Source organism: Rhodococcus sp. GB-02 (genome assembly GCF_053470465.1).
Map to the genome: position 1 here is coordinate 1,958,630 of NZ_JBPUKE010000001.1, position 20,961 is coordinate 1,979,590.

19 protein-coding genes are annotated in these 20,961 nt (G+C 63.7%); 13 read left to right on the plus strand and 6 right to left on the minus strand.

Annotated features, from left to right (window positions below; translation table 11 throughout):
• Positions 1–12 precede the first annotated feature (12 nt).
• Positions 13–786, minus strand: a complete 774-nt coding sequence (locus ACSW29_RS09375; protein WP_230816920.1) for a PIG-L family deacetylase — start codon at positions 784–786, stop codon at positions 13–15.
• 111 nt (positions 787–897) lie between these two features.
• Here ACSW29_RS09375 and ACSW29_RS09380 point away from each other — a divergent pair, with 111 nt between their 5' ends.
• The 8 genes from ACSW29_RS09380 (at position 898) to ACSW29_RS09415 (ending at position 9,389) form a co-directional block, all read left to right on the plus strand.
• On the plus strand, positions 898–2,124 hold the full coding sequence (locus ACSW29_RS09380) for an MFS transporter (RefSeq protein ID WP_230816921.1): 1,227 nt from the start codon (positions 898–900) through the stop codon (positions 2,122–2,124).
• Positions 2,070–2,897 carry an alpha/beta fold hydrolase gene (locus ACSW29_RS09385; RefSeq protein ID WP_448277114.1) on the plus strand — a complete coding sequence of 276 codons (828 nt, stop codon included), beginning with the start codon at positions 2,070–2,072 and terminating at the stop codon, positions 2,895–2,897. Before ACSW29_RS09380 ends, ACSW29_RS09385 begins: the two co-directional genes overlap by 55 nt.
• A 42-nt stretch (positions 2,898–2,939) precedes the next feature.
• The gene (mshA, locus tag ACSW29_RS09390; protein ID WP_448277115.1) at positions 2,940–4,268 is read left to right on the plus strand and encodes a D-inositol-3-phosphate glycosyltransferase; all 1,329 of its coding nucleotides are present in this window, start codon (positions 2,940–2,942) and stop codon (positions 4,266–4,268) included.
• Positions 4,265–4,762, plus strand: coding sequence for a type III secretion system chaperone family protein (locus ACSW29_RS09395; protein ID WP_003941943.1), 498 nt, complete (start codon positions 4,265–4,267; stop codon positions 4,760–4,762). Before mshA ends, ACSW29_RS09395 begins: the two co-directional genes overlap by 4 nt.
• 139 nt (positions 4,763–4,901) lie before the next feature.
• Positions 4,902–6,503 (plus strand): AMP-binding protein, encoded by a 1,602-nt coding sequence (locus ACSW29_RS09400; protein ID WP_448277116.1) that lies wholly within the window; start codon positions 4,902–4,904, stop codon positions 6,501–6,503.
• A 46-nt stretch (positions 6,504–6,549) separates the two neighbouring features.
• A complete protein-coding gene (locus ACSW29_RS09405; RefSeq protein ID WP_003941992.1) occupies positions 6,550–7,305 on the plus strand; it encodes a phosphoglyceromutase in 756 nt (251 codons plus the stop codon).
• Positions 7,306–7,467: 162 nt separating this feature from the next.
• The gene (locus ACSW29_RS09410; protein WP_230816924.1) at positions 7,468–8,703 is read left to right on the plus strand and encodes a sensor histidine kinase; all 1,236 of its coding nucleotides are present in this window, start codon (positions 7,468–7,470) and stop codon (positions 8,701–8,703) included.
• A complete protein-coding gene (locus tag ACSW29_RS09415) occupies positions 8,700–9,389 on the plus strand; it encodes a response regulator transcription factor (protein ID WP_003942020.1) in 690 nt (229 codons plus the stop codon). The genes ACSW29_RS09410 and ACSW29_RS09415 overlap by 4 nt, the downstream gene beginning before the upstream one ends.
• Before the next feature lie 87 nt (positions 9,390–9,476).
• Here ACSW29_RS09415 and ACSW29_RS09420 read toward each other — a convergent pair whose 3' ends face one another.
• Positions 9,477–10,262: a hypothetical protein gene (locus ACSW29_RS09420; protein WP_448277117.1), complete on the minus strand. Its 786-nt coding sequence runs from the start codon at positions 10,260–10,262 to the stop codon at positions 9,477–9,479.
• Positions 10,263–10,328: 66 nt separating this feature from the next.
• Between ACSW29_RS09420 and ACSW29_RS09425 the strand changes: the two genes are divergently transcribed.
• The 3 genes from ACSW29_RS09425 to ACSW29_RS09435 are packed head-to-tail and all read left to right on the plus strand — an operon-like array spanning position 10,329 to position 13,283.
• Complete coding sequence (locus tag ACSW29_RS09425; RefSeq protein WP_003941975.1) at positions 10,329–11,279, plus strand: Ppx/GppA phosphatase family protein; 951 nt, start codon at positions 10,329–10,331, stop codon at positions 11,277–11,279.
• Positions 11,279–12,391, plus strand: coding sequence for a hypothetical protein (locus ACSW29_RS09430; protein ID WP_317825112.1), 1,113 nt, complete (start codon positions 11,279–11,281; stop codon positions 12,389–12,391). Before ACSW29_RS09425 ends, ACSW29_RS09430 begins: the two co-directional genes overlap by 1 nt.
• A gap of 7 nt (positions 12,392–12,398) precedes the next feature.
• Entirely contained in the window at positions 12,399–13,283 is an 885-nt protein-coding gene (locus tag ACSW29_RS09435) for a sugar phosphate isomerase/epimerase family protein (RefSeq protein ID WP_230816927.1), read from the plus strand.
• Here the strand turns inward: ACSW29_RS09435 and ACSW29_RS09440 are convergent.
• From ACSW29_RS09440 to ACSW29_RS09455, 4 genes are all read right to left on the minus strand, one after another.
• Positions 13,263–14,696, minus strand: coding sequence for an HAD-IB family hydrolase (locus tag ACSW29_RS09440; RefSeq protein ID WP_230816928.1), 1,434 nt, complete (start codon positions 14,694–14,696; stop codon positions 13,263–13,265). The two genes, ACSW29_RS09435 and ACSW29_RS09440, sit on opposite strands and share 21 nt — an antisense overlap.
• Complete coding sequence (locus ACSW29_RS09445; protein WP_448277118.1) at positions 14,693–17,029, minus strand: glycerol-3-phosphate 1-O-acyltransferase; 2,337 nt, start codon at positions 17,027–17,029, stop codon at positions 14,693–14,695. Before ACSW29_RS09445 ends, ACSW29_RS09440 begins: the two co-directional genes overlap by 4 nt.
• Positions 17,030–17,032: 3 nt before the next feature.
• The gene (locus ACSW29_RS09450) at positions 17,033–18,499 is read right to left on the minus strand and encodes a wax ester/triacylglycerol synthase domain-containing protein (RefSeq protein WP_230816930.1); all 1,467 of its coding nucleotides are present in this window, start codon (positions 18,497–18,499) and stop codon (positions 17,033–17,035) included.
• Positions 18,500–18,659: 160 nt separating this feature from the next.
• On the minus strand, positions 18,660–19,283 hold the full coding sequence (locus ACSW29_RS09455; protein WP_317825114.1) for a TetR/AcrR family transcriptional regulator: 624 nt from the start codon (positions 19,281–19,283) through the stop codon (positions 18,660–18,662).
• 150 nt (positions 19,284–19,433) lie between these two features.
• On the opposite strand from ACSW29_RS09455, the gene ACSW29_RS09460 reads away from it, so the two are divergent.
• Positions 19,434–20,102 (plus strand): MerR family transcriptional regulator, encoded by a 669-nt coding sequence (locus ACSW29_RS09460; protein ID WP_317825115.1) that lies wholly within the window; start codon positions 19,434–19,436, stop codon positions 20,100–20,102.
• Positions 20,099–20,944 (plus strand): thioesterase family protein, encoded by an 846-nt coding sequence (locus ACSW29_RS09465; protein ID WP_448277119.1) that lies wholly within the window; start codon positions 20,099–20,101, stop codon positions 20,942–20,944. The genes ACSW29_RS09460 and ACSW29_RS09465 overlap by 4 nt, the downstream gene beginning before the upstream one ends.
• The last annotated feature ends 17 nt before the right edge of the window (positions 20,945–20,961 follow it).

Below are 20,961 nucleotides of genomic sequence, written 5' to 3' on the forward strand. Positions count from 1 at the left end.
GAAGGTGAAGACTCAGAGGGGAAGGGCGGTTTCCGACAGCCCCTCCGGCGCGTTTCGGCGCCGGAACCACTCGGTACCGAATGCCGCGGCGAGTTGCTCCGTCGGCATTTCCAGGAACGGGCCGAAATCGCCGACCTGCGTTGCGTGCGCGTGCATGGCCGCACGCTTGGACGAGATCACCGAACTGACATCGACGGCGGTGGTGAGTTGGTCTGCCGGAAGCCCGAACGATTCGATATCCGGCGGCTGCGCCTCCTCGGTCCACTCGGGGTTGGCCTGCATCAGCATCTTCATGTGATCGCGGTTGGTGGACGCTTCGTAAACGAACGGCGTGCCCGCGAGTTCCGCAGCCCGAACTCCGACGTGGTGAACCTGGATGTGATCCGGGTGCCCGTATCCGCCGTTGGGGTCGTAGATAGTCAGGACATCGGCGTTCTCCTCACGAAGAACCTCGGCCAGACGCTCGGCTGCCTTCTCGACGTCGACGTTGCAGAACGCTTCCGGATTCTCGTTCTCGGGCGTACCCACCATCCCCGAATCCGGGTAGTGCAGGGACACGACGCGATTGGCGCCCAACGCGTCGGTGGACGCCTCGAGCTCACGGCTGCGGCGCTGAGCCAACGTCTCATATTCGTCCAACAGTCCGTCGGGGAATTCACCGAGAGCACCGTCGGTAGCGGTGACGACTACGACGCGGTGACCTGCGTCGGCGGCCATTCTCATCACGCCGCCCGTAGTGAAAACTTCGTCATCGGGATGGGCGTGGAAACACACCAGGACACTCATTCGCGCAATCGTAAGGCAAGTTACCGACAGGTCAACCCGAGCGCACAGTGAAAACGATTTGTCGAGTCGGCCTCGGCTCTGTGAACCTAGTTCAGTGCACGAGAAGCTGACATGAGCGAATCCACCAACAAAGGCCTGCTGAGCGCCTACCGCGAGATATTCTCGGCCCCCGGATCGGTCGCATTCTCGGCCGCCGGATTTGTCGCAAGGCTGCCGATCGCGATGATCGGCATCGGAATCGTGACGATGATCTCGCAACTTCGTGGTGACTACGCGCTCGCCGGCGCGCTCGCCGCGGTTTTTGCGCTCTCGTCGGCGATCATCGCGCCCGCAGTCTCGCGCGCGGTCGACCGCTTCGGACAGAGGGCGGTCCTGCCGATTGCCGCGGCCGTCAGCGTCACCGCGATCGGGGCTCTGTTGCTCGCAGTCCGGATGGAAGCCCCCGACTGGCTGCTTTTCGTCCTGGTAATTCCCGGCGGCGCCACCCCGACGATCGGGGCGATGATTCGCGCCAGGTGGGTCGCGATCTACGTCGGAAAACCTCAGCTGCGCACCGCCTTCGCCTTCGAATCGGTGGTGGACGAGCTCTGCTTCGTGGCGGGCCCGGTCATCTCGGTGGGTTTGAGCATCGGGCTCTTCCCCGAGGCTGGACCACTTGCAGGGTTGATTCTGCTGGTCACGGGGACCCTGCTGCTGGTCATCCAGCGCGGAACAGAGCCGAAGGTGCATCCGCGTCGACCCGGCCGCGGACGATCGGTACTCGGTAACCACGTGATGTGGATCGTCATCGTGATCATGGTGATGCTCGGAACGATCTTCGGCGTCATCGACGTCGGCGCCATCGCGTTCACCGAGGAACAGAATTCACCTGGCTCCGCGACGCTGGTCCTCGCGTTGTTCGCCGGGGGTTCGGGAATCGCGGGACTGATCTTCGGATCGATGCACCCGGCGCGATCGCTGCGTGGGCAATTGATGATCGCGTCCGCCGCGGTCGCCCTTCTCAGCGTCCCGCTTCTACTGGTCGGAAACGTGGCCGCACTTGCGGGCGCGTACGTCCTGGCCGGCGCGACCATCGCTCCGACGCTCATCATCGCGACAGCCCTGGTCGAGCAGATCGTCCCACCGGAAAAGCTCACGGAGGGAATGACCCTGACGGTCACCGGTCTGGGCGTCGGCGTGGCGCTCGGCTCTGCGCTGGCCGGGCAGCTGATCGACCGCTACGACGTCTCCTCCGCCTACATGCTCGCCGTCGGCGCCGCAGTCGCAGCCTCTATCGTGACGGCATGTCTATTCGTGAAGCCGTCAGCGTCGACGGCACGTCCATCGTCTATCGAGTAACCGGAAATTCGGCGGGGACCCCGCTGGTGCTGCTGCACGGCTGGGCTCAGTCGTCACAGTGCTGGGGGGAGCAGGTCCTCGCGGACCTGGCAGCGGACTACCGCTTGATCGCCGTCGATCTGCGCGGCCACGGTTACTCCGATGCGCCCGAATCCGGATACGACGACTCCGCGAACTGGGCCGGCGACGTCGCGGCGGTTCTCGCTGCCGAAGGCGTCACCGAGAACGCGATCCTGCTCGGCTGGTCGTACGGCGGTCTGGTGATCTGCGATTACCTGGCAGCGCACGGAACCGGAGCGGTGGCGGGTGCGGTTTTGGTCGGTGCGATCACCAGCATCGGGCGCGGTGAGAAGGGCGGCAAGGTCGGCTCGGCGATGCGGAGTGCGGTTCCCGGCGCGATGTCCGAAGATCCCCGCGAGGCGATCCGGGCACTCGGCGCTTTCGGCAACGCGCTCACCGGCCCACCCGAGGGCAAGGGCGCAGCGTCGCAGGCATTGTTCGGGTACAGCCTCTCGACGCGTCCGCGGGTGCGCGCAGCGTTGTTCAACCGTACCGTCGGTCACGACGACCTGCTCCGCAACCTGGACATCCCGGTCCTCGTTCTGCACGGAACCGAGGACTCCGTCGTCGACGTGAGCGCAGGTAAGCACGCCGAGGAATTGATTCCCAAGTCGCAGGCGTCGTACTGGGAAGGCTGCAATCACGGCCCGTTCGTGGAGGATCCGACACGATTCGTGTCCGAAGTCCGAACCTTCATCTCGAGCCTCGGTTAGAGTTCGCGCCCGGTGAGGGGGCAGTATGGAGTGGTGACGCCCATGCACATTTCGCGCCCTCGCCGGGTGGCCGTTCTCTCGGTCCACACCTCGCCATTGGCGCAACCCGGCACCGGTGACGCGGGTGGGATGAATGTCTACGTTCTGCAATCCGCCATTCAACTCGCCGAACGTGGCGTCGAGGTGGAGATATTCACCCGCGCGACGTCTTCCGCGGACGCGCCCGTCGTGGACGCCGCTCCCGGGGTGCGGGTTCGCAACATCGCGGCCGGACCCTTCGAAGGACTGGACAAGGCAGATCTGCCGACTCAACTGTGTGCCTTCGTCGCGGGAGTTCTGCGGGAGGAAGCGCGACGCGAACCCGGGTACTACAGCCTGATTCACTCGCACTACTGGTTGTCCGGGCAGGTCGGCTGGCTGGCCCGCGACCGTTGGGGCGTGCCCCTCGTCCACACCGCTCACACCCTCGCGGCAGTGAAGAATCTTTCGCTGGCCGAGGGGGACACTCCGGAGCCCGCAGCACGGCAGATCGGCGAGCAGCAAGTTGTCGCCGAATCCGATCGGCTGGTCGCCAACACCACCGACGAAGCCAAAGCGCTGCACGAGTTGTACGGCGCAGATCCCACGCGTATCGACGTTGTTGCGCCGGGCGCCGACCTCACCCGCTATCGACCAGGTGACCGCGATGCTGCCCGCGCGTTGTTGGGATTGAACCCCAGCGAAGTGGTCGTGACATTCGTCGGCCGCATCCAACCGCTCAAAGCGCCGGACGTGCTGCTGCGTGCTGCAGCCGAAGTGATCAGCCGCCGGCCCGGTTTGCCCCTGCGCATCCTTGTTGTCGGTGGGCCTTCCGGAACCGGTCTCGCGAGGCCGGACGTGTTGATCGAACTGGCACGTTCGCTCGGCATCACGGCGCAAGTGACGTTCTTGCCGCCGCAGGCACCCGAGCGTCTCGCCGATGTCTACCGTGCCTCGGATCTGGTTGCGGTGCCGAGCTATTCGGAGTCCTTCGGGTTGGTCGCCATCGAAGCTCAAGCCTGCGGGACCCCGGTGATCGCCGCCGACGTCGGCGGACTGGGAGTGGCCGTACGCAACGGTGAGACGGGCCTGCTGGTTCAAGGACACCGCACCGAAGACTGGGCCGGCGCCCTCGAATCTTTGGTGACAACGCCGACGCGCTTGTCCGAACTCGCCGCGCAGGCACCGCGTCACGCCGAGAATTTCTCGTGGGAACACACCGCGGACGGTTTACTCGAGAGCTATCGCAAAGCCGCAGTCAACTACAACAACGGAACCGGTCCCAGCGACTTCTCGCCCCGCCGTGCGCGGGGTCTGTGGCGTCTACGCCGGACCGGGGGAGTGCGTACATGAGCAGCATTTCGGACACTATCGAGCAGGCCCTCACCGAGCGCGAACTCGAGTTCACCAGGAAAGACGACGCGCATTTCATCGTCGAACTTCCCGGCGAGCACAAACTCAAGACGTCGACTCTGCTCACCGTCGGCAATCACGGCGTGCGGGTCGAGGCATTCGTGTGCCGCAAGGTGGACGAGAACTTCGAAGGCGTCTACAAGTTCTTGCTCAAGCGCAACCGCCGTCTGTACGGGGTGGCGTACACGCTCGACAAGGTCGGGGACATCTACCTGGTCGGCAAGATCGCCGAGCATGCCGTGACCGGCGATGAACTCGATCGAGTGCTCGGTCAGGTTCTCGAAGCCGCCGACGGCGATTTCAACGTCATCCTCGAACTCGGTTTCTCTTCGTCGATCAAGCGTGAGTGGGCGTGGCGGGTGTCGCGAGGTGAGTCGCTGGCGAATCTCGAACCGTTCAAGCACCTCATCGAGGAGGAGCCCGCGCAAAGCTGACAGAGCGGGGTGAGACACATTGCGGATGTGTCACGTAAAGTGACCTTTACTTGTGACTGTCGTCACGGAATAATACTGTTCCCGTGAGTCACAGTAAGTTGGACACACCACCCTGCCGCGCAACTTTTCGAGGAGCACAGTGAGCTTCAAGAGTCCGTTCCCCGACGTTGAAATCCCCAACCTCAGCGTCTACGACTTTCTGTTCGGAAACACCGACCCCGCAGACCTCGACAAGACGGCATTCGTCGAGGGCAGTTCTGGCGCAGTCACCACATACGCTTCGCTGATCGCACAGATCAACGGCGTTGCAGGCGCTCTCGCAGCGCGCGGACTGGCCGTCGGAGACGTGGTCGGGTTGCATTCGCCCAACGTCCCGGCCTTCGGATCCGTCTTCCACGGCATCCTTCGTGCCGGTGGTGTCGCGACCACCATCAACGCTCTCTACACCGCCGAGGACATCGCCAAGCAGCTCACCGATTCCAAGGCCAAGTTCCTCTTCACCGTCTCGCCGCTGCTGCCGCAGGCCAAGGCAGCCGCCGATCAGGTCGGCATCCCCGCTGAGAACGTGTTCGTGCTCGACGGCGCCGAAGGCCATCTGTCGCTGCGAGATCTGCTCGGCGAGGGTGCAGCGGCGCCCGAGATCTCCTTCGACCCGGCCACCCAGCTCGCGGTGCTGCCGTACTCCTCGGGCACCACCGGCCGGCCCAAGGGCGTCATGCTCACCCATCGCAATCTCGTGGCCAACGTCTGCCAGATCATCCCGCGGATGGGGATCGAGACCGACGACAAGATCCTCGCGGTCCTGCCGTTCTTCCACATCTACGGCATGACGGTCCTGCTCAACGCTGCGCTTTACCGCCGTGCGAGCCTCATCACGATGCCGAAGTTCGATCTCGTCGAGTTCCTGCGGATCGTCGCCGAGCAGAAGTCGACGTACATCTTCGTCGCGCCGCCGGTTGCCGTCGCGCTGGCCAAGCACCCGCTGGTCGACCAGTACGACCTCTCGAGCGTGCACACCATCTTCTCCGGTGCGGCCCCGCTCGACGCGGCGCTCGGCAAGGCCGTCGCCGACCGCTTGAACTGCCACGTCCGCCAGGGCTACGGGATGTCCGAGATGAGCCCCGTCTCGCACGCGATCCCGTTCGATCGTGACGACATCGCACTCGACACCTGCGGTCCCACCATCGCCAACATGGAATGCAAGCTCGTCGACCCGGGAACGGGCGAAGAGGTCGCGTACCCGGCACTCGGCACGGACGGGGTCAGCGAGCCCGGTGAACTGTGGTGCAAGGGCCCGAACATCATGGTGGGCTACCTCGGCAACGACCAGGCCACCAAGGACACCCTCGACGACGACGGTTACCTGCACACCGGTGACATCGCGACCGTCGACGGCGACGGCGTCGTCAAGATCGTCGATCGACTCAAGGAACTGATCAAGTACAAGGGCTACCAGGTTCCCCCGGCCGAACTCGAGGCTCTGCTGCTGACCCACCCGCAGATCGCCGACGCCGCCGTGATCGGTGTGCTCGACGCCGAGGGTGAAGAGGTACCGAAGGCATTCGTCGTTCTCCAGGACGGCGCCGAGTTGACCGAAGCCGACGTGATCTCGTTTGTCGCCGAGCGTGTCTCGCCGCACAAGAAGGTCCGCCAGGTTTCGTTCATCAGCACCGTGCCGAAATCAGCGGCCGGAAAGATCCTCCGCAAGGATCTGCGAACTGCGGAAGTAGCCTCGAGCTGATTTCCAGACAGGGTTGATCAAGAAGGGTTCCGGTACTCGTGCCAGGATGAACGCCATGAGTATCGGAACCCTGGTCCTGCTCCGCCACGGCGAGAGCGAATGGAATGCACTCAATCTGTTCACCGGCTGGGTGGACGTACACCTGACAGACAAGGGCATGGCCGAAGGCAAGCGCGCCGGCGAACTGCTCGCCGAGCACAACCTGTTGCCCGACGTTCTCTACACGTCTCTCCTCCGCCGTGCGATCAGCACCGCCAACCTCGCACTCGACGCCGCCGATCGCCACTGGATCCCGGTAGTTCGCGACTGGCGCCTCAACGAGCGCCACTACGGCGCTCTCCAGGGCAAGAACAAGGCTCAGACCAAGGAAGAGTACGGAAACGAGCAGTTCATGCTCTGGCGTCGTAGCTACGACACCCCGCCGCCCGCCATCGAAGCCGGCAGCGAGTACAGCCAGGACACCGATCCTCGGTACGCGAACCTCGACGAGGTTCCCTTGACCGAGTGCCTGCTCGACGTCGTCAAGCGCCTGATCCCGTACTGGGAGGACACCATCTCGCAGGAGCTGCTCGCCGGCCGGAACGTGCTGGTCACCGCGCACGGCAACTCGCTGCGTGCATTGGTCAAGCACCTCGACGGCATTTCCGACGAGGACATCGCGGGCCTGAACATCCCGACCGGCATCCCGCTGCGCTACGACCTCGACGAGAACCTGAAGCCCCTCAACCCGGGTGGCACCTACCTGGATCCGGAGGCCGCCGCTGCCGGCGCCGCCGCGGTGGCGAATCAGGGCGGAAAGTAGCAACCCGATGATGTGCGTCGAGGCCCCCCGAACAGTGTTTTCGGGGGGCCTCGGCCAACAACAGATGAACGACGAACCAACGCCGTCCACCTGGCGGATTACGTGGGCGGGAACGTCGGAACCCGCCGTAACCGACACTTCGCGCGAACGTACGATTGCGCCGTGAGTGTCGTGATTGCAGTGCTGCTGGTCGTGGTCGCCGGCTTGGTCGGCTACCTCGTCGGCGGGGTGCTGGTGCCAAGGCTGTCGTCGCGCCAGAGTCAGCGCTCCGACGAACAGACCGGGCTCACGATGTCCCAGGTCCTCGACCTCATCGTGTTGGCTTCGGAAAGCGGCATCGCCGTCGTCGACGGTTTCCACGACGTCGTTCTCTTCAACCCTCGCGCCGAAGAACTCGGCCTGGTCAAAAATCGTCTGGTGGACGAGCGAGCGTGGCGGGCAGCACAGGAAGTCCTGCGGACAGGTCAGACCGTCGAGGTGGATCTGACAGCGCAGACCGCGCAGCGCGGCCGCGACAAGATTGCCGTTCGTGGCACCGCTCGGCTGCTCAGCAAGGACGACCGCAACTTCGTGGTTCTGTTCGCCGACGACGATTCCGAGCAGGTCCGCATGGAGGCGACACGACGCGATTTTGTCGCGAACGTCAGCCACGAACTGAAGACCCCGGTCGGCGCGATGAGTTTGCTCGCGGAGGCACTGCTCGAATCCGCCGACGATCCGGAGTCGGTGCGCCACTTCGGCGAACGGGTACTCGGTGAGTCGATTCGTCTGGGCAAGATGGTCACCGAGTTGATTGCTCTCTCGCGTCTGCAAGGTGCCGAGAAGCTGCCGGATCTCGACGTGGTCGACGTCGACACGGTGGTGTCCGAGGCGCTGTCGCGGGCGAATCTGTCGGCCGAGGCCGCCGGGATCACCGTCACCACCGACCATCCGAGCGGGCTGGAGGTGCTCGGGGATCAGACCCTTCTCGTGACTGCACTGTCCAACCTCATCGAGAACGCTATTGCTTACTCGCCCAAGGGTTCTCCGGTGTCCGTCAGTCGGTCGGTGCGAGGCGACAATGTCGCGATCGCGGTCACCGACCGAGGTGAGGGCATCGCGAAAGCGGATCAGGAGCGAGTGTTCGAGAGATTCTTCCGCGTGGACAAGGCGCGGTCACGGCAGACCGGTGGAACTGGTCTGGGGCTGGCGATCGTCAAACATGTCGCGGCCAATCACAACGGCTCCATCGAACTGTGGAGCAAACCGGGAACAGGGTCTACCTTCACGTTGCAGATACCGGCACACGTGGAGTCGGACGACGACATCGACTCTGACGACGCGGGAACCGCCGGTTCCACGCGGATCGGCAGACGAGAACAAGGCAGTAGAGAAAACGGCATGGAGGCCAAACGATGACGAGTGTGCTGATCGTGGAGGACGAGGAGTCCTTGGCGGACCCGCTGGCGTTCCTGCTCCGCAAGGAAGGCTTCGAGACCACCATCGTCAACGACGGACCGTCGGCGTTGGCGGAATTCGATCGCTCCGGAGCGGACATCGTCCTGCTCGACCTCATGCTGCCCGGCATGAGTGGCACGGACGTCTGCAAGGCGCTGCGGTCGCGTTCCGGCGTTCCCGTCATCATGGTGACGGCGCGCGACAGTGAGATCGACAAGGTCGTCGGCCTGGAACTCGGTGCGGACGACTATGTGACCAAACCGTATTCGGCGCGCGAGCTGATCGCCCGCATCCGTGCGGTGCTGCGCCGCGGGGTGGAGAACGAGGCAGACCTCGCCTCCGACAACGGTGTGCTCGAGGCCGGACCGGTACGGATGGACGTCGAGCGTCACGTCGTGCAGGTCGCAGGTAACCCGGTGACGTTGCCGCTCAAGGAGTTCGACCTCCTCGAGTACCTGCTCCGCAACTCCGGCCGGGTGCTGACCCGCGGACAGTTGATCGACCGCGTCTGGGGAGCCGACTACGTCGGTGACACCAAAACCCTTGACGTACACGTGAAACGGTTGCGTTCGAAGATCGAATCGGATCCGGCCAAGCCGGAACATCTGGTCACCGTCCGCGGATTGGGCTACAAGCTCGAAGCGTGATCGAACCTCGTCGAGAAGAAATGTCGAGAAGAATTCAGCCGCTCACACGATCGTGTGAGCGGCTGAATTGTTTTTGTTCAGGCGGAGTCAGCCCTGAGCTTTGTTCTGAGCGATCGTGGTCGCCGGATGGACCGCTATGAGGCCGAGGCCCGCGCGACGCCTGCAGAGGCGAGCCAGCTCGTCGTACGCGCGCTTTCCGAGAAGCTCCGTCAACTCGGGCCCGTAGGACTGCCAGACCTGCCGCTCCCCGACATGAGCGTCGGGGGAGCCGGAGCAGTACCAGGCGAGGTCGTCGCCGCCCTCACCCCAGCCGCGGCGGTCGTACTCGGTGATCGTGGTCTTGAGGATCTGGACGCCGTCCGGCCGGTCGACCCAGTCCTGAGTGCGGCGGATGGGTAGCTGCCAGCACACGTCCGGCTTCACCTCGAGCGGCTCGATGCCCTTCCTCAGCGCCATCGAGTGAAACGCGCAGCCGGGACCGCCCGCAAAACCCGGCCGGTTCTGGAAAATGCACGCACCCTTGTAGCGGCGGGTGCGCAGTGCGGGCTCGTCCTCGAGGTCGTCTTCTTCGACGTAGCCCTTCTTGCCGAGACCCTTTTCCATGTACTGCCAGTCTTCGGCTGTGAGCATTTTCACTGACGCATCGAGCTTGTCCTGATCCTCCTGATCGGAGAGGAAAGCGCCGTGCGAGCAGCAGCCGTCGTCCGGGCGGTCGCCGATGATGCCCTGACACGCCGGCGTGCCGAACACGCAGGTCCAATGCGAGAGCAACCACGTCATATCAGCGGAAATGAGGTGCTCGGAGTTCTCCGGATCGACAAATTCGACCCACTCGCGCGGGAAATCGAGATCGACCTCGGGGCTCGGAGTCATCTTGTGGGACCGGTCTGGGTTACCTGCTGTCACAAGGGCCGACGGTAGACCCAGTAACGTGGCGATGTGCGACTAGGGGTACTCGACGTCGGAAGCAATACCGTCCATCTATTGGTTGTGGACGCCCATCGGGGCGGCCACCCAACACCCATGAGCTCGACCAAGTCCACGTTGAGGCTGGCAGAGAACACCGACGACCGCGGCGATATCACCACGTCAGGAGCTGATCGGTTGGTGTCGACGGTCTCCGAATTCGCCGGTATCGCCAAGACGTCCGGGTGCGAGGAAATGATGGCTTTTGCCACTTCCGCCGTCCGTGACGCCAACAATTCCGAAGCCGTGCTCGCCCGCGTTCGCGCGGAAACCGGAGTCAATCTCGAGGTTCTCTCCGGGGTCGACGAAGCCCGCTTGACCTTTCTGGCCGTGCGCCGCTGGTACGGCTGGAGCGCCGGACGCATCCTGAACCTGGACATCGGCGGCGGCTCGCTCGAACTCACCGCAGGTGGTGACGAGGATCCGGACGTCGCCTTCTCACTGCAACTCGGTGCCGGACGGTTGACACGCGACTGGCTACAGGCCGATCCGCCGGGCAAGCGCCGGGTCGCTGTCTTGCGTGACTGGCTCGACGCGGAGTTGGTCGGACCAGCCAAAGAACTGCGTGCCGCAGGCGACTGGGACCGCACGGTCGGGACGTCGAAGACCTTCCGATCGTTGGCTCGGCTCACCGGCGCGGCCCCCTCGGCCGCAGGCCCCCGGGCAAAACGGACCCTGACTTCCAGCGGACTCAGGCAACTCATAGCCTTCATATCCAGGATGACGGCAGCGGACCGTGCAGAATTGGAAGGAGTGAGCTCAGATCGGTCACAGCAGATTGTGGCCGGCGCGCTCATCGCAGAGGCAACCATGCGGGCGCTCGGAGTGGACGAACTGGAAATTTGTCCCTGGGCGCTGCGTGAGGGTCTGATTCTGCGAAAGCTCGACACAGAAATGGGCGGTGAATTGGTGGTGAGTGCTTGATGACCGAAGACAGTCAGCAGATTTCCGTAGCGGAACTGCTCAAGCGGAACGGTCAGAGCGTCGAATCCCGAGGTGGACGACGTCGGCGCGGCGTTGCCGGTGGCATCTCCGTCGCCGAACTGACGGGTGAGATCCCGATCGTTCGCCAGTCGGGATCGCGCGCGGCAGCCGAGCCCGAGTCGGCTGAACCAGCGGCGTCCGAGCAGGCAACCGCAGCACCTGAAACCGCTGCACCTTCCGCGCCGGCCGAGACTGTTGCGGAAACCGCAAAGCCCACCGCGCCGGCACCGAAGGTTCCCGCCGACCGCACCGCCGCCTTCGCCGTCTCGTTCGACGATGACGACGACGATGACGACCCGCAGGCACCCAAGGCTGAATCGAAGCCGGTTGCCGCGCCGCCGGTCACCACCCCGAAGCCGCCTTCCACACCGTCGCCGGGACAGACCTCGAAGTCCTCGCCCGGACAGTGGGTGAGCCGGGCACCGCTCGGCTCCTCGTCGCCGACGCAGGTAACGCAGGAACCGGCACTGCTGTCGGGTCAGACCCTGGCAGGCGACCTGATGCGTCAGGAGCGTGCCGCAAACCAGTCGCCGTCGTTGCGTCCGCCGATCCTGCCGCCGCGTGTCCCTACTCCCGTCGTCAAGACACCTACTCCTGCTCCGGCCGCTCCGGACGACAGCACCGAACTGATCGACAAGATCGCGGACGCGGATGCCGGCGAGGCCGAATCGACCTCCGTGGTCGATCTGGTCAAGGCACCGGCAGTCGCTGACAGTGCAAAAAAGTCCAGTGCCGTCGCGGAGTCCGACGTCGAAGCCGAACCGGCAGCGGAAGAGGCAGGCGAGCGCAACTCGATCCGTGAATGGGCAGTGCTTGCCGGTCAGGTTGTTGTTGCACTGATCGTCGGCGGCGCGATGTTCAAGGGCTTCGAGAAGCTGTGGGACATGCTGCCGTGGGTGGCGTTGGTGCTCGCGCTGATCGTGATTGTCGGCTTGGTGGCCGTCGTGCGGGTTCTGCGCAAGACGGACGACATCACGAGTTTTGTGATCGCGGTGGTCGTCGGCATGATCGTGACGCTCGGTCCATTGGCGTTCTTGTTGACTTCGGGTTGATCGGACGATGATCGGGGGATCGCAGCGCATGATTCGTCGGCCGATAGCCGTCGGCTTGTCGACGGCTTCTGTGTATCCGGAGAACACGGAAGCGGCATTTCGTTACGCCGCCGATCTGGGATACGACGGTGTCGAACTGATGGTGTGGGCCGAATCCGTCAGCCAGGACGTCGGTGCTGTTGCTGCCCTCGTTCGCAAATATGCGATCCCGGTGCAGGCTGTGCATGCGCCGTGTCTGCTGATTTCGCAGCGCGTGTGGGGTTCCGATCCCGTCGAGAAACTCGAGCGTTCGGTTCGCACCGCCGAAACCTTGGGTGCCACGACGGTGGTCGTCCACCCGCCGTTCCGGTGGCAGCGCAAGTACGCCGAAGGCTTCGCCGAACAGGTTGTCGACCTCGAATCGAAGAGCAGCGTCGTCGTGGCGGTGGAGAACATGTTCCCCATGCGCGCGGACAGCTTCTTCGGCGGCAAGGACAAATCTGCGGAGCGTTTACGCAAACGGGGCGGTCCAGGCGCGGCGCTGTCGGCATTCAGTCCGTCGTACGACCCGACCGATTCCGATCACGCTCACTACACACTCGACCTGTCGCACACCGCGACGGCGGGCATGGATGCCTTGGAGTTGGCCTCGCGTATGGGTAGGGGACTCGAGCATCTGCACCTGGCCGACGGTCGTGGGGCGTCGATGGACGAGCACTTGATCCCGGGGCATGGTTCACAGCCGTGTGCGGAGTTGTGTCAGCAGTTGGCCGCGAGCGAATTCAGCGGCCAGGCCGTCATCGAGATCAACACTCAGAACGCGCGCACCCGGCGGGAGCGGTCCTCGATGCTGGCGCAGGCGCTCGCGTTTGCACGCGAGCACCTGGCACGTTCAGCGGTGGCCGGCAAGTAGCGCAGCCTCGAACTGCGTGCGCACCTTCTCCACGTGAGCGTCGAGGTCCTTGGTCTCCCAGCCTTCGGTCGAGATGGGATCGAGCACCGAGACGTAGACCGGGCCCGGATGAGCGACAAGCGAATTGCGCCACATCCTTTCGCCCGCATTGTGAATCACCACGGGCACGATCGGCACACCGGCCTGGATCGCCAAGTGGAATCCACCCTTTTTGAAAGGGCCCAGGCGTGGCGTCGGAGAACGGGTGCCCTCCGGAGCGATGACTATCGAGACGCCGTTCTTCAGCTTGTCGACCGCCGGTTGCAATGCGGCCTTCGCTTTTGTGGTGTCGGTACGGTCGATGTACGCGACGTCGAGCAATGCGCCGACCGGCATGAACCGCGGATCGCTTGCCGCTTCCTTCTTCGCGACACCGGTCACGTCACGCTTTATGACGGTGCCGAGGACCAACATGTCCAGGGAACTCTGATGATTGAACATGAACACCGCCGGGCGGTGATCCCACACGTTGTGCTCGCCGTCGATCTCGACGTCGATGCCGAGCAGCGAGAGCGAGATGTCGGGACCGTACGTTCCGACGAGGTTCGCGCCCAGTTGTCGGTTGCCGGTGACGATGCCCGCCGACGCGCCGAGGGCGGCGGTGGCAGCAAGCGCGCCCATGGCCGTCGCCGTTCGGATCGTGGAGATCGGGGTAGCGCCTCGTTGCGGTTTACGCAGGCTGACCGAAGGCCAGTGATTGCGCAACGCGATCTTGGCCAGGCCACGATCGGGATTCAACGCGACAGGTCGCCCGACGGCCTCGAGCATGAAAACATCTTCGACACCGTTGGAGTAGGCAAATGCGTTCTTCAAGTCGGCGCCCATCGTCTCGGCATATTCCGCAAGCGCATTGGCCTTGGCCGGACCCCACAGAGCGGGTGAGGACAGTTCGCCGGTCAGCATTCCGTCGACGACTTCGGGTTCGGTACACAGCACATCTTCGATGTCGAGATCTTCGGCGACGTACTTGGCCTGGAACGGAGTCGCCGACGTGGCCATCACGATCGTGTGGCCGGCGCGCCGGTGCGCTGCCAGAAGCCCGCGTGCTTCCGGGTAGATCATCGCGGCGATCTCCTGCTTGAACAACCGTCGGCCCCAGTCGTTCAGTTCCTCGACGGTACGGCCGCCCAGGGCGCGAACGCCGATGTCCATCAGTGCTCCGACATCAGCGCCACGGAACTGGGTGTCGATCGCGGCACCGGTGGTGCGCAACAATTCGCCGACGCTGATATCCAAGCGTCGCAGGCGGTCTCGGTACACGACACTGGCCGAGTAACCGCTGATCAAGGTGCCGTCGAGGTCGAAGGCGGCGATCGTTCCGGGCCCGGGAGGGGCGGCTTCGATGGCTGAGTGCAGACGCTCGAGTCCGGTCACAGTCCTACTTCCTCGTTCTCGGCGGGTGCTCGGTTTGCTTCTGGAATGGTCACTACTGCGGCGGCGTCGGGCACCGGCATGGCCACCTGATCGAGCCGTGCATGCGCGAGTGCGCGAAGGTGACGCAGGCGCTCGACCTGAACCTTGATCTCGGCAGCGAATGCCAGGCGCCGGGCCCTGACTCCGTCGTCGTCGACTTCGATCAGGTTACGGTTTCGCGCCAAATTCAGTGCAGTGGAGAACAATTCGCCGGAGACGGATTCGTTGCTGGCGATCTGCTGCCGCAGGCGACGCTGATGTGCGACGTCGATGCAGTTGCTGATGAAAGACTTCTCGTCGAACGACGTCGAAATCGGTGCAAGCACAAGCTGATCGGCGACAACCTGATATGCCTCGAGAAACGGTTGGAGCACGCGGTGCGCAAGGTACGGCCGAACCGTCTCGATCATGTGCTCAGTTCGTTTGTCGTCGGCCATGACGGTTTCCCACTCGGGGTCGATCAGGGTCAGTTCGGTCCTCATCTCCTGCTCGAACGTGTCCCGGTCGCTGAAGAAGAACTCGAATTTCAACAGATCCCGGATCCGTTTGGCCTCCGCCCACCCGTCCCCGATGGGATCCTCGAACCGTTCTTCGACGGCTGCCTGGAGTACGAGTTCGGTGATGGCACGCACGACGAGGAAGTGAATTGTGTTGTTGCGGTAGAAGGCAGCGACAAGATGCTGGTCCTTGCCGAGGTAGAAGACCTGCTCGCCGCCGCGATCGAAACGCTCGAGCACGCCGGAATCAACGTGTGTCTGCAATGCCTTCTCGATGACATGCGGATCGGACAGTTCGACGTCGCCGGCGATCGGAAGATCGCGCGCGGTGATGTACCCGAACAGCGGCGTCAGGATCGCCGTGAGTTCACGAACGGTCAACGCCCGGTCTTCGATTCCGAGGAACGCCAACATCGCCAGCGACGACACGGTCACCGGTGTGACCTCGTTGATTCGGTGACACACCTCGATTCCGGCCTTCTGAATGGCGAGACGCTGGTCGGTTTCTTGGCTGAGTGCCTCTGCGAGTGAGAGTGGTCGGCCGATGGTCACGTGCGCGACGCCGTTGCGTTTCCCCTGTGCGCGTACGTAACCCACCATCCAGCGCAGGCCTTCCGGTGTCTTCTCGGCGCCGAGAGCCTCGGCAGCCATTGCACCGACTTCGTAGAGTTGGTCGTAGCTCAGCGCGACCGGAACGAGGTACACGTCGGATGCGCCGCTCACCTGAAATGCCTTGGTCAGGTAGGTCAGGAGACCGAAGCGCGGCGGGCGCAGTTTCCCGGTGCGCCCGCGTCCACCCTCGATGTACCACTCCAGATTGAAGCGCTTGGTCAGGAGATAGCGCATGTACTCGTGCATCGACCACTTGTAGACCTCGTCGTTGCCGATGCTTCGACGAATGAAGACGGTGCCGCTGCGCTTGAGGATCGAGCCCATGGGCCAGAAGCTGATGTTGAGACCGCCCATGACGTGATTGAGCGGCAAGCCGTTCGCGATCAACGCCGGACGCAGAACGAGGGGATCGAGATACGAACGGTGACTGGGGAGGAAGACCAGTGAGTGTTCCTTGTTCAGCTCACGGAGTTCCTCGAAGCGGCTCGTGTCCACGTCGAGCTTGTACGCGCGGGCGAAGTAGCGGCCCAGACGATCCCACACCGCGATGGCTTGGCGACTTTGGGTGGCAACCATTTCTTCGAGTGCTTCACGCGCACGGCGATCGACGTCGGCGACGGCGATGTTCAACCGGTCGGCCAACGCCATGACCTCGGTGGCGAACCGGCGGGTGTCGGTGATCTCGTCGACGACGAACCGCGACACCTTGTACTGACCACCCAGAAGGCCCAACTCGGCGCGCTCGAGCGCCAGCGCGGCCTGACGACGGATGAACTCGGGTAGCGAACCGCCACCACTTTTTTCGAGTCGACGCTCGAGATCGCTCAGTGGCGCGGGTTCACCTTCGATGACCTGGCACCGTGACGGGTCGGTGCGCAGGGTTCTGCGCTGCGCACCGCGTCCAGGGTGGAGGGGATCGCGTGGTGCCAGTGCATCGCGCAGTCGCACCGCGACGTTGTGTTTGGTACGGGTGTCCGGAATCCACACAACGCGAAGCGGCGCGAGCATCGGGTCGTCAGTCCGCGCCGCCAGTTCTGCCAGGGTCTTGTCGGTGATGTTGACGGTGACCGGCCGCGTTTCGGATGCGGTTGCCTTGTCGGCAAGCCACTTTCGCAGTACTCCGGCTTCGGCCTCTGTCATGGTTTCGGTGAGGTATACGCGCGGGTTGCTCGTGTTTTCACTCATGACTCACGCACCTTCCGTTGGAACTCCGAGAGCCACGATCTCGTCCAGGCTCTCCTGCAAGCACTGCATCAGCAAGGCGGGTTTCGTGATCGCAGCGGTGTCGAGATTGATTCCGATGCAGCACACTCCGACGTGGGAGACCAGTGTTGCCATTGCCGCGCACCCGGGCGCCGGCCCGAACGGGAACATCCGCTCGATCTTCGCGCCGGCGAGATACACCGGTACCGGTACGCCGGCGACATTGCTCGCCTGCAGATCCAGTCCAGTCGACTGGGACAGATACCAGTTCGCGAGTAGATAATTTGGTAGGCGGGCGAGGATCGGGGCAGCGACGTCGAGAGCGTCCAACGCCGGTTCCTCACGCAGACCCAGGACGATTTCTCGTACCTGCCTTATGCGTTTGGCCGGATCGGTCTCGGCGACCGGGCCGTTGAAGCGGACTGCTGCAAACCGGTTGCCGCCGTTGGCATCCGCGCCGGTTCGCATGCTGATCGGCATCCCCATCGGAATGCTGTCGACGGATTGTCCGAACGATTCGTGGTAGCGACGGAACCCGCCGAGCAGGGCAGCAACGTACGCGTCGTTGAGTGAACCGCCGGCAGCTTTCGCCCCGGCCTTGAGTGCGGGGACACCCACTTCGAGAGTTCCGAACCATCGTCCGAGACCGCGATCGTGGAGCAGAGGGGAACCGGAACGAGCTGGGGGAGTGACGATCTTGCGGAGTGAATTGGCGTACCCGAGGACCTCGGAAGCCGTGCTGAACGGACTCGAGATCGCTGTGGTCGCAACATTGGTGGCGCCGCGAACCAGCTTGGCGATACGGGAGGGCGCACGCCGGATCTCGCTGACGACCTCCTCACCGAAGGCGCCTACCGAAGACAGGTGCTCAGGAGCCGGCGGTATGCGGTCGGGCTTGTTCGGAGTGGGATCCGGGCGCCTGCTGTGCAGAAGCGTCATCATCTGGATGCCACCCATGCCGTCGGTGATGGAGTGGTGAGTCTTGACCACGAACACGGCACGTCCGTCGTCGAGACCTTCGATGAGCAGCGCGCTCCACGGCGGCCGAGCCTTGTCGAAAGGTTCCGTGGCAAGGTGACGACACATGCGCAGCGCGTGATCGAAGTCGGCCGGTGCAGGCAAGCGGACGCGTCGTAGGTGGTAGCCGATGTCGAACTCGGGATCAACCGACCACACCGGATTGCCCAGCTGCATTGCCGGTTCCACCGCGCGCATACGAATGCGCGGAACCACGTGCGATGCCCACTCGACTGCGTGGAGCAGACGGTCCCAGTCCGGGGCGCGATCGAGAACCTCTACCGCAACGATCGGTGAGCGCAGTTGCGGCTGCGCCTCTTCCATCCGCCACATTCCCGTCTCGAAGTCGGACATCGTGCGGTTCGCTCCCCAGGCGACCGCGGAAAGGTCCACGTCGACCGCGCTAGGAGGAACAAATGGATTGCTGTTGGCCATACGTCAAGAACTCCCTCGGTCTGCGGATCCACCCCGCGCATCTCTGCTTCTAAGTGTGGACCCGTGACCGTGGACGCGTCCCGGTTTCGGTGTCAGCCGGGATGTGTGACGTTCGTCAGTCTCAGGGCTAGTCGGACGTGACTGGAAATTCGACCAGCGCTCACGCAGTGACACCGACGGCTTTCAACGCTATCTCGCGGTACAGAACACTGACTTCGCGCGGAGTCTGCGGTCCGTCGAGTCGATACCAGAGGACGACGGACTGACACATGCCCAGCAGTGCGCGGCCCGTTCCGGTGATGTCGGGGACCGTGAACTCACCGCTCTCGACGCCTGCCGTCAGTACGTCGACGAGTAGGTTCTCGAGCTTCTTTCGCTTGGCCGCGTAACTCTTTCGTTCCGCGTCCTCGAGGTATCGGAGTTCGGAATCGAGGAACGCGATGTCGGAGCGACTGGTCATGTGAAGGACGCAGGCCTCGATGAGATTGCCGAATTGCGCCGTTGGCGACGGCCCGGCAGCATCGACGGCAGCGCTCGCGCGCGCGGTGACGTTCTCGATTCCCGGTTCCATCAGTGCGACGAGGATGCCCTGTTTATTGCCGTGGTGGTAGTACAGCGTCGGCACGGTGACGCCGGCGCGTTTGGCAATGTCACGAACCGACGCTCCGTGGTAACCGAGTTCGTGGAACACCTCGAGTGCGGCGGTGAGCAGGGGAGTCAGCGCCAGTGGTTCGACGATGCGCCACTGTTCGTCGGGCTGGGCCTCCGACTGCAAGTCCGTCATTCCGCCTGTTCGCTCCGTTCGGAAATTTCTGGTGGTTTGCGCAAAGAAGGTTCAACCCTAGCGCAACCCGTGCCCTCTGTTCGGGCGTGCCACAGTCATTGGATAGCATCACTATCCAATGAACTCGGCGAGTCGACGGATGGAGGAACGGTGAAGGTTTCCGAACTGGCCGCGCAGTCCGGCGTTGCTCTCGCCACGATCAAGTACTACCTCCGTGAAAGTCTGCTGATGCCGGGTGAGCCGACCAGCGCAACGGGAGCGAGGTACGGCGAACAGCACGTCCAGCGACTCGCGTTGATCAGGGCCCTGGCCGGCGCGGGACTCGCGATCCCACGAATTCGCGCGGTGCTCGAATTGGTGGACAGTAACGAGCGATCCGAATTCGAGACTTTCGGTCGCGCGATCGCACAACTACCGCCCTACGTCGATCCGGTGCCGGATCAACAGTTTCCCAGGGCTCGCAAGGTTCTGGAGTTTCTCGGTCAGGTCTACGAGCCGAGGTACGTGGCGGTTGCTCACCTCGAGCGTGCACTGATAGGCCTCGAGGATGCCGGACTGAGCCTGTCGGACGAACGATTGCGCGCCTACGGCGAGCACATCCGAGGGATTGCCGAAGTGGAAATCGAGCTGATGCCCACCGGTACGACGAAGGAGGGCGTTCGCCACGCCGCTTCGACCGAGGACGGCATTCGCTATGCAGTCCTCGGAACCGCCATGTACGAACCCGTCCTGACAGCTTTGCGACGCTTGGCGCACCAAGACCTTGCCGCACGACATTTCCCGCAACACCGAGACAGTACCGAACAGGAAAATCGATGAGCACCAGCCCCTTTCAAGATCTCAATCGCCTCACCTCGCTCGGCGACGGGAGATACACCGCAACGATCGACCCGATCTGGACCATCGGGCCGAAGGTGCACGGTGGCTCCATGATGGCGGTGTGTGCCGCTGCCGCGCGTCAATGTCTGCGAGACGGCGCGGGCGAGAACGACTCGCTTCTGGCGATGCAGCCGCTGGCCGTGAGCGCTAACTATCTCTCCGCCCCCGACCCCGGTGAAGTCGACTTGGAAGTGACCGTCCGCAAGCAGGGACGGCAGGTCGCGTTGATCGACGTCGAATTGAGCCAGGCCGGTCGCAGCGCCGTTCGCGCGGCGGTCACGCTGGGATTCCCGGACGACGGCGACCCGACATTTGTCACAGCCTCGTCGATCGACGACATGTCACCGGAACCGCCGGAGAGTGCGGTGGCAGTCATCGGTGATCATCCGATGGCTCAGGTCGTGCACGTCGGGCAGGGCTGCGACATGCGAATCGACACCACCTCGGCGCACTTCCTGACGGGGAGCCAAGGCGAGGCCGAGGTGAGGATGTGGGTCCGCCCCGGGCCCGAAGACGAGAACGATCTCGACACCGCTGTGCTGTTCGCCATCATGGCAGGTGACATCAGCGCGCCGGTGACGATGAACCGCGGCTTGTTCGGGTGGGCGCCGACAGTGCAGTTGACGACGTACCTGCGCCGACTGCCCACGCCGGGATGGCTTCGTGTGCGAGCAAGTTCGGATGTTCTGGGCAGCACGTGGTTCGAAGAGGACCACGCAGTCCTTGATTCGACTGGAGCGGTTGTCGTACAGAGCCGTCAGCTGGCGATGATGCCCCGCTAGGGTCGATCGCTGCGGTC